Annotated in this window: 9 protein-coding genes and 1 tRNA gene; 5 read left to right on the top strand and 5 right to left on the bottom strand. The window is 64.0% G+C overall.

Annotated elements, in window-relative coordinates:
* Window positions 1-6: 6 nt before the first annotated feature.
* The gene (locus tag OXR00_RS01625) at window positions 7-1,386 is read right to left on the bottom strand and encodes a glycoside hydrolase family 47 protein (RefSeq protein WP_267386286.1); all 1,380 of its coding nucleotides are present in this window, start codon (window positions 1,384-1,386) and stop codon (window positions 7-9) included.
* A 163-nt stretch (window positions 1,387-1,549) separates the two neighbouring features.
* Here OXR00_RS01625 and OXR00_RS01620 point away from each other — a divergent pair, with 163 nt between their 5' ends.
* A complete protein-coding gene (locus tag OXR00_RS01620; RefSeq protein ID WP_267386285.1) occupies window positions 1,550-2,395 on the top strand; it encodes a transglutaminase family protein in 846 nt (281 codons plus the stop codon).
* A 112-nt stretch (window positions 2,396-2,507) separates the two neighbouring features.
* Here OXR00_RS01620 and OXR00_RS01615 read toward each other — a convergent pair whose 3' ends face one another.
* A complete protein-coding gene (locus OXR00_RS01615; RefSeq protein ID WP_267386284.1) occupies window positions 2,508-3,515 on the bottom strand; it encodes an alpha/beta hydrolase in 1,008 nt (335 codons plus the stop codon).
* Window positions 3,516-3,701: 186 nt separating this feature from the next.
* On the opposite strand from OXR00_RS01615, the gene OXR00_RS01610 reads away from it, so the two are divergent.
* The 3 genes from OXR00_RS01610 to OXR00_RS01600 all read left to right on the top strand — a co-directional run bounded on the left by OXR00_RS01610 (window position 3,702) and on the right by OXR00_RS01600 (window position 10,490).
* A complete protein-coding gene (locus OXR00_RS01610) occupies window positions 3,702-4,127 on the top strand; it encodes a MerR family DNA-binding protein (RefSeq protein ID WP_267386283.1) in 426 nt (141 codons plus the stop codon).
* A 421-nt stretch (window positions 4,128-4,548) separates the two neighbouring features.
* Complete coding sequence (locus OXR00_RS01605) at window positions 4,549-7,683, top strand: TonB-dependent receptor (protein ID WP_267386282.1); 3,135 nt, start codon at window positions 4,549-4,551, stop codon at window positions 7,681-7,683.
* A 200-nt stretch (window positions 7,684-7,883) separates the two neighbouring features.
* Complete coding sequence (locus OXR00_RS01600) at window positions 7,884-10,490, top strand: glycosyl hydrolase 115 family protein (protein WP_267386281.1); 2,607 nt, start codon at window positions 7,884-7,886, stop codon at window positions 10,488-10,490.
* A gap of 53 nt (window positions 10,491-10,543) precedes the next feature.
* On the opposite strand, the gene OXR00_RS01595 is transcribed toward OXR00_RS01600, so the two are convergent.
* The 3 genes from OXR00_RS01595 to OXR00_RS01585 all read right to left on the bottom strand — a co-directional run bounded on the left by OXR00_RS01595 (window position 10,544) and on the right by OXR00_RS01585 (window position 13,440).
* Window positions 10,544-10,619: transfer RNA gene (locus OXR00_RS01595), tRNA-Ile, on the bottom strand.
* 46 nt (window positions 10,620-10,665) lie between these two features.
* Window positions 10,666-11,679, bottom strand: a complete 1,014-nt coding sequence (locus OXR00_RS01590; RefSeq protein WP_267386280.1) for a polysaccharide deacetylase family protein — start codon at window positions 11,677-11,679, stop codon at window positions 10,666-10,668.
* Window positions 11,680-11,682: 3 nt separating this feature from the next.
* Complete coding sequence (locus OXR00_RS01585; RefSeq protein ID WP_267386279.1) at window positions 11,683-13,440, bottom strand: HAMP domain-containing sensor histidine kinase; 1,758 nt, start codon at window positions 13,438-13,440, stop codon at window positions 11,683-11,685.
* 183 nt (window positions 13,441-13,623) lie between these two features.
* On the opposite strand from OXR00_RS01585, the gene OXR00_RS01580 reads away from it, so the two are divergent.
* Window positions 13,624-14,091 (top strand): Lrp/AsnC family transcriptional regulator, encoded by a 468-nt coding sequence (locus tag OXR00_RS01580; protein ID WP_242147073.1) that lies wholly within the window; start codon window positions 13,624-13,626, stop codon window positions 14,089-14,091.
* Window positions 14,092-14,167: the final 76 nt, after the last annotated feature.

The raw sequence follows: 14,167 nt of genomic DNA, 5'->3' as shown, positions 1-14,167 counted from the left end.
GGCAGGTCACCGTCTGAAGCCCAACAGAACGTTGCCTTCGGTCGACAGATAGTTGTTTGCGTAATCGAACCGCGGCGTGTCGGAGAACAGCAGATAGTAATATTTCATCTGTTCGGACCACCAGTAGCCGGGGCAATGATCCGCCTGAAGCATCGGTCGCGCAGTCACATCGGCGATATCGGTATAGCCATAGGCTGCCCTGTTCCACCGCTTCATGGCGAGGAAATGCGTGCGGCCGATTTCGCGCCAGCGCGGGTTGCGGTCGAGCAGCCACAGATTGAATGCGGCGTCCGCCAGCTCCGGCCGCAGCGCGTTGCCGCGTTGCGTTGGCTGTGCCGCCGCATAGTCGTACCCTTCCGGCAGGACACCGTAGCGGTCCTGCACCTTGGCCCAGCTTTCCACGTAAGCGGCGCCGATCCTCGCCGCTCCGCCCTGTGCGAGCAGGCCGCCGTAAAAGGCGGCAAGCTCGTCCTGTTCCGCGCTGACGACCTGCCCCGTCTCGAAATCGACGTCGGCGAACCACAGGCTGCCGTCACGCCAGACCTGCTGGTGCTTCAGAATGGCGGCGGTGCAGACATCGTACATGCGTTTGCACTCGGCATCGCCGAACAACTGCCAGCCGTCCCACAGATATTCGAAGAAGCTATCGCAATAGGAGCCGACCGTCGCGCGCCGCGACTGCCACGCGCCATTGAGGACGTTGATCTGGGTCGCGACAAGGTCGAGCCTGGAACGGCGATCGAACACCGCGGTCGCCGCTTTCCTGGCCGTGTCGGCGTAACGCGGATCGCCGGTCAGGCGGCTGAGCGTGCCCCATTCGGGCAGATAGGTGGCGATATCGGCGGGGCTGGTGACAGACTCGCGCACGGCCCCGGTCTTCAGGTTGACGAAGCGATACGGCATACCGGTTGGCGTGGCGAACGCCGGCAGCAGCCGATCGGCGAGATCGCGCGCCTTGGCAAGCAGCACCGCATCGCCGCAGGCATGGTGCGCCGATAACAGGCCGCCGATCAGCCGGATCGAGGTTTCGAACACCGACACCTCGCCGTCCACCGCGAAGTCGAGATCGGCCTTTACCCACGCGACCCCATCCTCGAACCGGCTATCGAGCCCCATCACCCATAAGGTATCGAGCGCCTCGACCAGACTGAGCCCGAGATGATGCGTCTTGAGCGGAAAGCTGGAGAACGTGCCGCTGACCGGCTTGATCTCGTCCTTGCCCCAGGCGTGCGCTTTGTACTGATCCCATGCCCACGCCATCTGCGCCTTCACGTCCTGCGCCAGCGCTTGCCAGCCGGTCGCATCCGCGCCGTGCGCCGCGCCGCATGCTACCATGCCGCTCGCGGCGATGGTCCCCGCCATTATCTCGCGTCTGCTCATCCGCATCGAAGCACCTCCCTTGTTTGCGCTCCCGCACGGATCGCGCGCGGGCGCACTTCGCACCGGAATGTTCCGTACAACGCAACCAATGTGCTTATCATGCTTTACAGTATCGTGTGTCAGGCTCGAGAGCCGCGCCGTCAACGCCCGAGATGCTGGAGCCCAGTCGATGTTGATCCGAGCTGGATATGACCTGACGTTTGCTGCCGACATGCCGACGCCGATGGTCGCGATGCTCAACCTCCACCCCTCGCGCCGCGCAGACCTCAGGACCGAACACCGCATCGTTGCCGATCGCCCGGTGACGATGGAGGATTTCGTCGACGGCTTTGGCAACGTCTGCACGCGCCTGGTCGTACCGGTCGGCGGGATCACCTTGTCGTGCGATTTCGTCATCGCGGATTGCGGAGAACCCGACCGCCAGTCGCCACAGGCCGATCAGCATACGCCCGACTTGCTGCCTCCCGAAGTGCTGCCATTCCTTCTCGGTAGCCGCTATTGCGATACCGACCGGCTCTCCGATACCGCCTGGTACCTGTTCGGCGGGATCGAACCCGGCTGGGCGCGCGTGCAGGCGATCGTCGACTATACCCATGCCCAGCTTACCTACGGGTATCAATATGCGCGTGCGACCCGCACCGCCTGGGAAGCCAATGGCGAGCGCGTCGGCGTGTGTCGCGACTTCGCCCATCTGGCGGTGGCGCTGTGCCGGTGCATGAACATCCCGGCACGCTATTGCAGCGGCTACCTTGGTGACATCGGCATCCCACCAGTCGACATCGCGATGGATTTCCACGCATGGTTCGAGGTGTATCTTGATGGCGCGTGGCACAGTTTCGACGCCCGGCACCGGGTCCCCCGTATCGGGCGCATCCTGATGGCGTGTGGGCGAGACGCGGCCGATGTGGCGCTCACCACCGCGTTCGGTCCGGCGTGGCTGACCGGCTTCCACGTCCACACCGACGAAATCAAAGAGTCGGCAACCAAAAGCGGTACGCTGCCCCTGGCGGCTTAGGATCGTGCGCGGCGGGCCGCCCTGATCACGTGGCGCGGCACGTAAGTGACAGTGACAATTCGCCCGCCTGCATACGCGGTCGCGCTGTGCGGTCGTAGTCTGCCGCCCAATCTCATCGCGTGTCCAAGACTTGCAGCAAAGTGTCCTGAAAGCGGGCGGGCGCCTCGACCTGCGGCGCATGACCGAGCCCCGCCAGCCGTATCAATCGGGCATGCGCAAAGCGCTTCACCGCCAGCTCAGCGGCTTGAGGAACCGTGAGGATTTGGTCGCGCCTGTCCGCAGGTGCGCTGGACGCGCGGAACGCGGTCTTGTCCGCCTGACCGATGATGAGTGTCGTTGGCATGGTGATGCGCGGGATTTCGGTAGCCACCGGCTGGGTTTCGATCATTTCGGACAGACGTGCCTGCGCGGTCCGCACCCTATCGCCATCCGGGCTCGCATATTGGCCGGCGAGCATCATCACCCAGCGATCGTACCGCGTCTGCCATGTCCCGTGATAGTAATTGCGCATTTGATACGCCTTGATCGAGGCCGCATCCGTCTTTGCTTCCTCCGCCAGCAGCGCGCCGAGTGGTGCATATGGCACGCCTTCGGTCAGCGTATCGTTAAGCCCGAGGGGATTGACCAACACCAGCGACGCGACCTCTTTCGGATACAGCAGAGCATAGCGCATCGCGATCAACCCGCCCGTGCTATGCCCGACCAGAACCGGTCGTACCACACCGATACTGTCGAGCAGGTCCCTTGTCAGCGTTGCCAGCCCGGCGATGGTGTACTGGAACCCGCCCGGCTTGGATGACTTGCAGAAGCCCACCTGATCGGGCGCGATCACGCGGTAGCCCCGCGCTGCCAAGGCGCGTGCGGTATCGCCCCATGTGGCTGCGCAGAAGTTCTTGCCGTGCAGCAACACGGCCACGCGCCCGTTTGCGGTAGTGATTGGTGGGATGTCGAGATACGCCATACGAACCGGCACACCGGGCGACCGGCTCTCGAACCATTTCACCGGATAGGGATAGTCGAAACGTTGAAGGTCGGCGCCGAGCGGCAGCGTCTGCGCGGTGGCTGGCAACGGCGCGAGGCCGAACAGGATCGACGCGAGGATGTATTGAATTTTGGCCATCTTGCTACATCGCACGACCGGGCCGAACGATCCGCCTGTGCGTCACTCTCATCAGCTACGTCATGCGCGATCCCGCGCGCATACTGAACCGTTCGCGCCAGCGAGGCGCGGCGCCGTTCGTTCGCACGCCTGTACGTGGCCGCCTTTCGACTGGCACTGCAAACCTCCCGATCATAGAGTGCGCGCATGGTACAGCATCACGACGTGCAGGCGCTCACCATTTCCGGTCTGGCGCGCCGGGGCGATGTCGGCGTGGAAACGGTGCGCTACTATCAGCGGCGCGGTCTCCTGCAAACGCCCGAGCGGTGCGGTGTTGCGGGGCTTGGCGGGGGTATACGCCGGTACGGCGACGAGGACGTCCGCCGCTTGCGTTTTATCCGCGCAGCACAGGCCGCAGGGTTTACACTGGAACAGATCGGCGAGCTGATGGCGCTCGATGCGACCGATGACCGGGCGCGAGCGCGCGAGCTTGCCCGCGAACGGATCGCCGCTCTGGACACCAGGATCGACGAACTGGAGAAAGCCCGTGCTTCACTGAAGCGTCTCGCTTCGGAATGCGCCAGCAGTTCGGCCGGTCCCTGTCCGATCCTGACGTCCTTTGATACGCCCTGAGACCTGAGTTCTTCTCGCCGCCGGCATTACCAATTCAACAAAGACAGTTGCCCGATCACGCCAGCTTCCGTTTGCTGCTTTGGCGCACAAGCCGTTCATTTGCCGCGCGAGCAGATCAACGGTGCCGACACGGCGCCGGAAAGCCATCCGACTATTGGCAAGGCATTTTACCGCAATCGGCCTGACCGGCCGGTTGACAATGCAAGATTGATTTAGGTAGGTAGCGCTAACAGACTAAAGGGCAGAACGGGCGTGCGGAGCAGACAGAGCGGCTGACCGTATCATTTTTAAAGCGTCACGGTGAATGCCTTCCCAGTGGGGGGGGGGGGCTCATTCACCCGCTCGCTATCCGAAGACGCACCTTAGTACCAAGTATTCAGCGCACTGATCGACAATACGTCGGCGACTCAGGGAGAGAAGAATGACCTCGCATTCGTCACGGCAGAACAAGAAGCGTATCGCTCTATGCTGCGCGACCGCCTTTGCCGGACTGTATAGCTCAGCGGTGTACGCTCAAAGCGCTACTCCGCAGACGCAGGTCACCGATCCGCAGACCACGAACCTGCCGACCGTAGCGGATCAGGCTGCTGATGCGACTGCCCCTGATATCGTCGTGACCGGCTATCGCTCGAGCCTTGCGAAATCGACGAATGCAAAGCGCGAGTCGACCGGCTTTACCGATTCGATCTTTGCCGAAGATATCGGCAAGTTTCCCGACACGAACATCGCGGAATCGTTCAACCGCATCCCCGGCATCACCATCACGCGTGACATCACCGGCGAGGGTGTGAACGTCGCGATCCGCGGACTGGGTTCGAACTTCACCAACGTCACGCTGAACGGCGCGCCGATCGCTGTCGCCTCCTCCGGTGCGACCGACGCGCAGGGCACCGATCGCTCGGTCGATCTGAGCTTCTTCCCGACCGACCTGTTCACCAAGTTGACCGTCAACAAGAGCTACACCGCCGACCTTTTGGAAGGTGGCGCTGCCGGTAACGTTGATCTGCGTTCAGCGCGCCCGTTCGACAATTCCAAATCCTATGTCGCCTACAATATCCAAGGTTCGAACCAGAGCCCGGATGATCGTATCGGCGTGCGCGGCTCGATGATCGGAAGCTGGCACAACGACACGATCGGCATCCTCGCCGGCGTGTCAGGGCAGCGCTTGCTCACCGACACGCGTGGCTTTGAAACGATTGGCTATACCAACCCCGCGCTTACTGCGGCGCAGTGCGGCGCGGCGACGGGCTGCAACACCACGGGTGGCGGCAACTGGACGATCCCGGCGGTGGTTCCGGTCGGTGCGGGCGCCGGCTTGGTCGCGGGGACGCCGATCGACCAGGCATTCCTGCTCGCGCACAATCCGGGCGCTACGATTCAGCAGATCGACAACGCGCTGCTGCCGCGTCTCGGCCGCACATCGGACGAGCGCGGATCGCGCGATCGCATCAACGCAATTGTCAGCGCCGAGTGGCGGCCGACCGATACGTTGCGTTTCTATGTCGATGGCCTGTACGGCTATAAGCACAACAACCTGATCCGCGAGGATATGGCGTGGATCGTCCGCAACAGCGCGATCATCCCCACCAACCTGACGTTCGACAAGACGGACTGCAGCGCCGGATGCAGCGTGACCGGCGGCACCTTTGCCAACGCACAATTCTTCGACGAATTCCGCCCCTACATCGAAACCACGAAGCTGGTCAGCGTCAACCCTGGCGGTGCATGGGAAATTTCGGACACGCTGAAGCTGAACCTGCAGGGCAACTATTCGCGCTCCACGTTCCATCGTGAAAGCCCGACCGTTGGTGCCACCACCCCGCTCGGCGTCGGCAACACCGTCACTTATGCCAACACGGGTGACGGCGCACCGACGATTCAAAGCGGGCTGGACCTCAACGATCCGAACAACTTCGGGTGGTACGCCGGCAGCCGCCTCAACCTTCAGGATGAGCGTCGCGTCAACAAAACCAAGGGCTTCCGGGGCGATTTGACTTGGGGTGGCACCAAGCTGAACCTCAAGGTCGGCGGCGCTTTCGACGACGTCTCGCGGATGATCCAGGGCTATGACAACAGCCAGGCCTGGCAGAACGCGGCGTGCGGCAACAATCCCAGCGTCTTCGTACCCTCGCCAAACACGCAGCCGCCGTGCGCAGGACTTAACGCGCCGGGCGCGGCTCCGGCCGGCTATCCGAGCTATCCGGGGTACGGCACCGGGTCGACCGCAGGCATGACCGGTCCGGTGACCTACGGCGGTTCGCTGGTGCCAAATTCCGCCTTCCCGAGCTATCTGTCGCCCGGTCCGGCCGGCTTCGTGACGGTCAACTTCCCGGCGTTTGCCAATGCGACCAATTACCAGTCGTTCCACGACACGGCGCCAGCCAACGGCGCATCGAACACCAGCGCGATGAGTGGCCAGATCCGCGAAGTCGTGAAGTCGGCATTCGCCACCCTTAACGGCGCGCAGGAACTCGGCGAAGGCACGGTGCGGTTCAACGTCGGCCTACGCTACGTCGATACAATCCAGCTCATCACCGGCACGACCTCGCTGCCCGACCCACGCAACACCAACGCCGCCGGTGTGATGTTGCCCGATGGCAGCCGGTATCCCAACCTGACCGGATCGGTGACCACCCGCAACCACTACACCAACTGGCTGCCGGCTGCGACGTTCGCCTATGATCTGGGCGAGCATGCGGTGGTGCGCGTCGCAGGATCGCGCACCATGACGCGGCCAGACCCTTCGGCGCAGTTGCCCGGCGTGTCGTTCCCCGCACCATCGGCGGATCAGGCGTCGATCGGCAACCCAGCATTGAAACCGTATCTGTCGACCAACCTCGATCTCGGTTTCGAATACTACACCGGCCGCGAGGGCGTGATCAGCGTCAACGCGTTCCGCAAGTCAATTAACGGGTTCACCACCACCAACATCACGACGGTGCCGTTCACCGATCTCGCGCAGTACGGCATCACCTACGATACGCTGAACCCGACGCAGCAGATCGCGCTGAACTCGCGTGGCGGTCCGACCGCAGCGCAGGTGCAGATCACCTCGCAGATCAACGTGCCCGACAAGCTGACCATCAACGGCCTCGAATTCCAGTGGGTTCAGCCGCTTGATTTCGTGACCAAGCTGATCGGTGTGACCGGCTTCGGCTTCAACGCCAACGCTACGATCGTCGACCAGACCAGCAAGGGCGCAGCGGTGGCGTTCGGCGTCGCGCCGTTCACCTACAACATCACCGGCTATTACGAGAAGCACGGCGTCATGCTGCGCGTGTCCACCACGTCGCGTCGCGGCTCGCAGAGCAGCGGTCTGGCGCAGAACGGCATCCCGGCGGCTGGCCTCTACAACTTCGACTACACGAGCTACGACTTCTCGTCCGCATTCGATCTGGACAAGATCTTCAACATTCCACACGCGCCGCAGTTGACCATCAATCTGTCGAACTTCACCAACGCGACGTTGAAGTCTTACTTCCAGTTCACCAACGACACGTTCACGCAGTACAAGCCTGGGCGCCAGTTGCTCATTGGTCTGCGCGGAACGTTCTAGGCCCCGCCCCCTCCCCGGTTGGGATCCTCAGGGGCGTTGCTTTGCAGCGCCCCTTTTTTATCGTTAGCGGGTGCGATCGCTGCTGATCTCGACCGCGCGGCAGTGCGGTCGGGCGGGTTCATGAAACACACGCGGGCGGGCGAAGCCGCGCCAAGCGAACGACGTCGGAGAGTGGGATGCGGGCAAATTCGATACCGGCTGTGTCACGCCGCACTTTGCTGGCAAGCGCGGGATTGGGAGCGGCCATCGGTGCGCTAGCCACCCCAGCGCTCGCAACGCCCGCTTTAAAGAGTGCCGTCGACCCGCGCACCGCGTTCCCGCTGATCGGGAACGGAACGGCGGCGACCGTCTTCGTCGATGCTGGCGCGGACAGCGCCGTGCGGCGGGTCGCAGCGAGCTTCGCCGACGATCTCGGCCGTGTGTGTGGAACCCGCCCGACGCTTATCGAAGGGCATATCGCGGACGTACGCGGTCCGGTGGTGGTGATCGGCGTGCTTGGCCAAAGCGCGACGATTGACCAGCTCGTCCGCGCAGGCCGCATCCAGGCGGCCGACCTGCACGGAGAATGGGAAGCGTTCCGCCAGATCGTCGTCGACAATCCCCTGCCCGGCGTAGAGCGGGCGTTGGTCATCGTCGGCGCGGACCGGCGCGGCGCTGTGTTCGGCACCTATGACCTGTCGCAACGCATCGGGGTCTCCCCATGGCACTGGTTCGCCGACGTGCCGGTGCGCCGCCAGCGCGACATCCTGATCCCGGCGGGTAGTCGGCGCGATCAGCCGAAGGTGAAGTATCGCGGCTTTTTCATCAACGACGAGGATCCGTGCCTCTCCGGCTGGGCGATCAAGAAATTCGGCGGGGTGAATTCCGCCATGTATGCGCATGTGTTCGAACTGCTGCTGCGCATGAAGGGCAACTATCTATGGCCCGCGATGTGGGGCAAGGCGTTCGCGGATGACGATCCCGCCAGCATGGTGCTGGCCGACGCGATGGGCGTGGTGATGGGCAATTCCCACCACGAACCGATGCTGCGCGCGCAGGAGGAGTGGCACCGCCACCAGGATCAGGGGATCACGGGCGGCGCCTGGGACTATACGAAGAACGGCGATCATCTTCGCGCCTTCTGGCGCGGCGGGATCGAACGGATGATGTCGAAGGGCGACGGCAAAGCGTATGAGTCCGTCGTGACGGTCGGCATGCGCGGGGATGGCGATCAGGCAATGGCCGAAGGCACGGCCACCGGGCTGCTCGAGCAGGTCGTGACCGATCAGCGCAGGATCATCGCGGACGTCACCGGCAAGCCCGCCAGCGAAACGCCGCAGGTGTGGGCGCTCTACAAGGAGGTGCAGGACTATTACGACCACGGCATGAAGGTGCCGGACGACGTGACGCTGCTATTCTCCGACGACAATTGGGGCCAGCTTCGCCGCTTGCCAGACCCTGCAGCGCCGCCGCGCAAGGGCGGCTACGGCATCTATTATCACTTCGATTACGTCGGTGGCCCGCGCAACTACAAATGGATCAACACCAACCAGATCGAGAAGGTCTGGCAGCAGATGGACCTCGCGTACCAGCACAACGTGCGCACGATCTGGATCGTCAATGTCGGCGATATCAAGCCGATGGAATATCCGCTCGGCTTCTTCCTCGCACAGGCATGGGACCCGGAGGCGATGACGCCAGAGGCGCTCGCTGATTACCCGCGCGCCTGGGCAGCCGCGACGTTTGGCCCGGAACAGGCCGGCTCGATCGGGGAGATGATCACCGCGTACAGCCAGTATACCGCGCGGCGGAAACCCGAGTTGATCGACCAGTCCAGCTTCAGGCTTGGCGGCGTAACCCCGGCGGGGCTGGATGGCGGCGAGTTCGGCATGATGGTCGCCGCATGGGATACGCTGGAGGCCCGCATGACCGCCGTGCGTGCGCGGCTGTCGGCGGATCAGCATGACGCCTATTACCAGCTGATCGAATACCCGATCGCGGCGATGGCGAACCTGTACCGGCTGTACTACGGCACCGCCTGGAACCGGCTGCTCGCGTCCAAAAATGACGCGCGCGCCAACTATTTCGCCGACATGGTGGAGACGGCGTTCCGCCGCGATGGCGAACTGGTGCAGCGCTACCACAGCATCAACGGCGGCAAGTGGGATGGCATGATGGCGCAGGTCCACATGAGCTACGTCATCTGGAACGATCCGACGCAGCAGACCATGCCGAGCATCATGCGTGTCGGCGCCGACACGCCAAACGATCGCCGTCGGCTTAAACCAAAGTTTGTCGATCGCGCGGGCGCCCCCCCGGGGGTCGTCGCACGCGAGGCCACAGCGTTCAGCCGCGCGCACGATGGCAAGGGGCTCAGGTGGACCCCGATCGCAGATCTCGGACGCACCGGCGGCGGCATGATCGCGCTGCCGCAGGGGCGGGCCGCCACGACGCAGGACGATGCCGTTCACCTCGACTATGACATGGTGATCCAGAAAGCAGGCCCGGCCACGCTGACGCTGTATCTGGCCCCGACCCTAGACACGACAGGTCGCGGCACATCGCGCATCGGCGTATCGATCGATAACGGGCCGGTTCAGGTTCTACAGGTGTCGCTGGAGCCGACCGGTGGCGAGCATAGTTCTGCGGCGACGAAGCGCTGGGCCGACGCGGTGTGCGACAACGTGGTGCGGCTACCCGCGCAACTGGGTGCGATCAGTGCAGGTCGTCACACCGTCTCGGTGTGGCGTCTGGACGATAACGTCGTGCTGCAGAAGCTGGTGCTGGCGACGGTCGCCGAGGCTGAGTCGTATCTCGGGGCGGTGTAAAGCAGAAACGAGCGACAGAGAGCACGGTCGCGCCGAGCCGTGACGTTAGGCGTTGGTGGGCCCGGCAGGACTCGAACCCGCAACCTAGCCGTTATGAGCGGCCAGCTCTAACCATTGAGCTACAGGCCCCACCCGCGCGGCACCGTTAGCGGAAGCGGAGGCGCGGTGGCAAGGTTCAGCGTGCGTTGGCGATCAGTGCATCGAGCGACGCCGGGCGGACGCCACGTCGGGCCAGGTCGGTCAGCACCGCATGCCACCACCCATGAAAGCGCGCGAGATCGGCCGCGTCGCGCACGTACGGCGTATGACCGGGCGCGAGCGAGGGCGAGTGGAACGCGAAGTTGAGCACCCGCACCCCCTCGCCGACCGCGACGGCTATCGCCTCGAGCGCTTCCGCCAGAGGCATATCTTCGGGCGTGAGCGCGACGCGAGACAACAGCCCGGCATGCGCGAACAAGCCGCGCGCCCTCGGCACCCGGCCGAGCGGCCCGTACAAACGGGCGCCGCCGCTTCGCAGAACACCGGTGAACACCGTCGTTAGCGGCAGCTCGATGATCGTGCCGTCTGGCCCGCAGCGGAACGCGGCGTTGCCGATCGCACTGAAGTCCGGCCCGCCATCCGCCGTGTAGCGGTAACGGGAGCGCATCGAACTATCGAGGCGATACCCACGCGCCGCCAGCAGCCCGAGCGTCTCAGGCCCAATGCCGTAACGACCCGCCCGATAGGCGATCGGACGCTGCCCGAACGCCGATGTAATCGTATCAGTCAGGAGGTCGAGCTTTGCCGCCTCGACAGACTGCTGCAGATTGCCGGCATAGCTGTTCGCAGCGCTAAGCACTTCGTCGAAGGGTGGGTTAACCCAGGCGTGCAACTGCGTCCCGATCGCCGACACGCCATCGCCAAGCAGTTCGCGCAGGATATCACGTGCCCACCCGTCGGTCGCGATCGGATAGTCGACCATGTAGGTAAGCGGGACGCCATGGTCAGCGAACCGGCGGTGCGCCTCCGGGATCGCCGCGACCGAGGCGAGGGTATGACCTTCACGCGCGAGCGGTGCAGCCCAGTCGAACTCTTCCTCGGTATCGATGAAGACGGTGAAGCGCGTGCCGAAGTCGGCAGGCCAATCGATAAGGTCGGCGGATTTTGGCGATTCCGGCCTGAACCCTGATGGCGAGCGAGCAGGCGCCACGGATTAGTTGAAAGAAGCCTGTCCCATCCCCGCAGTAACGGCGGCAGGCAGCCGCAAAGTCAAGGCCGTGTCGCCAAGCATAAGCGCACCGCCGAGTTCACTTGCCAGATTGCGCGCAAGGCGCAGGGCGAACCCGGTGCCGAGCAACGGCGCACCGGCCTGCTCTGCCGCATGTTCCGCGTCGATCTGGAGCAGCGCTTCGGCGGTATAAGCGGCGAGCGACTGCGGCCGATCGAACATGATCACCACCTGCGCATCCTCGCGCACGGCTGCAACGACGATCCGCTCGCCCGCCTGAGCCGAAGCGACCAGCGTGGCGAGCAAGCGTCCGATCAGCCGTTCGACCGCGCGATCATCACCAGAGACCACCGCGTCGGGGGCCGCCCGACACTCGATCACCGCCGAGCGGAGCCCTGCAAGTGGGCCGAGATCACCGGCGATGCGCGCTAGCAAAGGAGCGAGCACCACCACGTCCGGACGTAGATCAAGCGCGCGCGAATCAATCCGCGCAGCCATGTCGATATCATCTATCGCGCCGAGCAGCGCGTGAACCTGTTCGCGGATCATCCCGGCCCGCCCGCGATAGGTTTGCGGAACCGAACCGAGCATTTCGGATTCGATCATCTCGGCAAAGCCCGCGATTGCGTTGGCGGGCGTGCGCAGTTCGTGGACGAGCTGGCGCAAAGCATCCGACCCGGCGCTACGGCGATCGCGCGCGATCTCCGCGCTTTCTTCCGCGCGCGGGCGGCGGCCGGTGCCGCGATAGCCGGTGAAGCGGCCGCTTGCCCGGTCGAACATCGGGGCGCCGCCAATGCGCCAATGGCCGGCCGCGTCGGACGTTCCCACGATAACGAGACGTGCGTTGGCGAAGCCGGACCGGCGCCGGAATGCACCTGAGGCGACGCCGTCCACGGCCGCATCCTCACCCGTAGCATCGAGCGACAGCCCGATCAGTGCCGCACGGGATGCACCCTCGACCCAGCGGATCACGCCGCGGGCATCGGTTTCGAACTGGAAGCCGCGCGATTCCTGCGGTTCGGCCGGAAGCAGTTCCGCCTGAAGCTGCGGCCCCTGTTCGTCCCGCTCGCGGTGAAAGGCGTCGAGCCGTGCGACAATTTCAGCGATCTGGAAGCTGCCATCGGCTGGCGGCGGCGTTGCCGGATCGGTTGTGCTTTGTCGCAGCGCTTCCGCCACGACCGGCAAGCCATTGGCGATGCTGGCGATCGAAGCGAAAGACGATTCCGGCGCGACAACCGTCTTTACAGGCGCCGGCGCGACCGGTCGCAGGAAGCGTACTGATGCTGCCTTGCGTACCGCCTCAGGCGACGCCTGGAGTACGAAGTCGACGCTGCCGAACGCCTCCAGCGCGCGCTCCACGCCGGTCGGCAAATCGCGACGGTGGCGCAGGACGGATCGACCGACCGCCGACAGGTTTGGGAGCAGAGCGATCCAGTCACGCTCGGCGATCCGTGCGCTGCGCAACACGGGGGCCGCGATGACCGAATCATCTTCTGCGAACAGCCGAACCACTTCGGCCGGCGGATCGGCATAAGCCAGCGCACGTGCACTGGCGGCCCTTACGGCAAGCGGCACGCTTGGGCGAAGCGCCCGCAAGCGCGCGATGGTCGCGGGGTCCGCCTTTGCCCGGCGTCGTCCGAGAAGATCGACCAACTGCCGCCATGTCGACTGCGCGCCGAAAGGAGTCGACACGTCGGCCGAAAGCACCGTTTCGAGACTGTCGTCGAACCGCAAAGCAACCATCCTCGAGCCCCTGGCCGCGCGAACCGCCGCACCGTAACCAATTCTTAACCTGATACGCGCGGTGGCGGAATAGCCGATTTTCGGGCGTAACATTGTGGGACAATTGCGTTCCCTCGCAATTATCTTATGCTAAAGACCTCTTCGACTATGGAAATAAATCTACCCTTTTTGGAGCGGTCTGTAATGGCGTTTGACGTAATCGACCGGCGCATTCTCGAGTTGCTACAGCGTGACGGCCGGATGACCAACGTTGAACTTGCCGAACGTGTCGGTCTGACTGCCCCACCCTGCCTGCGCCGCGTGCGGGCGTTGGAGGAAGCCGGCGCGATTAAAGGCTATCACGCGGATCTGGATGCCGCAACGCTCGGCTATCCCATCACGGTGTTTGCGATGGTCAGCCTACGCAGCCAAGCCGAGCAGGATCTTGCCGCGTTCGAAGCGCATGTCGCGACGATTCCGGAAGTGCGCGAGTGCCACATGCTGAACGGCGAGATCGACTTCATTCTGAAAATTGTCGCAAGTGATCTGAAGGGCTTTCAGGATATCCTGATGACGCAGCTGACGCCCGCGCCGAACGTCGCCAGCGTCAAAACGTCGCTGACGATCCGCACCGCAAAGTCACTGCCGGGCATACCCGTGCGTGTAGAATAACCGGCCTGCGGCGTAGCCGGTGACTGACGCCCTGCCGCGGCGGGCAAAAGAAAGGCCGGGCGGCACGCCTGCCACC

Origin of the sequence: Sphingomonas sp. GC_Shp_3 (assembly GCF_026540945.1) — a bacterium.
In the GTDB taxonomy this organism is placed as follows: domain Bacteria; phylum Pseudomonadota; class Alphaproteobacteria; order Sphingomonadales; family Sphingomonadaceae; genus Sphingomonas.
This window is presented reverse-complemented; position numbering and strand designations above follow the sequence as displayed.

What these genes read in the sequence shown, in the direction of transcription:
- OXR00_RS01625 (WP_267386286.1), bottom strand. Translation starts at nt 1,386, where the DNA reads ATGCGGATGAGCAGACGCGAGATAATGGCGGGGACCATCGCCGCGAGC.
- OXR00_RS01620 (WP_267386285.1), top strand. Translation starts at nt 1,550, where the DNA reads ATGTTGATCCGAGCTGGATATGACCTGACGTTTGCTGCCGACATGCCG.
- OXR00_RS01615 (WP_267386284.1), bottom strand. Translation starts at nt 3,515, where the DNA reads ATGGCCAAAATTCAATACATCCTCGCGTCGATCCTGTTCGGCCTCGCG.
- OXR00_RS01610 (WP_267386283.1), top strand. Translation starts at nt 3,702, where the DNA reads ATGGTACAGCATCACGACGTGCAGGCGCTCACCATTTCCGGTCTGGCG.
- OXR00_RS01605 (WP_267386282.1), top strand. Translation starts at nt 4,549, where the DNA reads ATGACCTCGCATTCGTCACGGCAGAACAAGAAGCGTATCGCTCTATGC.
- OXR00_RS01585 (WP_267386279.1), bottom strand. Translation starts at nt 13,440, where the DNA reads ATGGTTGCTTTGCGGTTCGACGACAGTCTCGAAACGGTGCTTTCGGCC.
- OXR00_RS01580 (WP_242147073.1), top strand. Translation starts at nt 13,624, where the DNA reads ATGGCGTTTGACGTAATCGACCGGCGCATTCTCGAGTTGCTACAGCGT.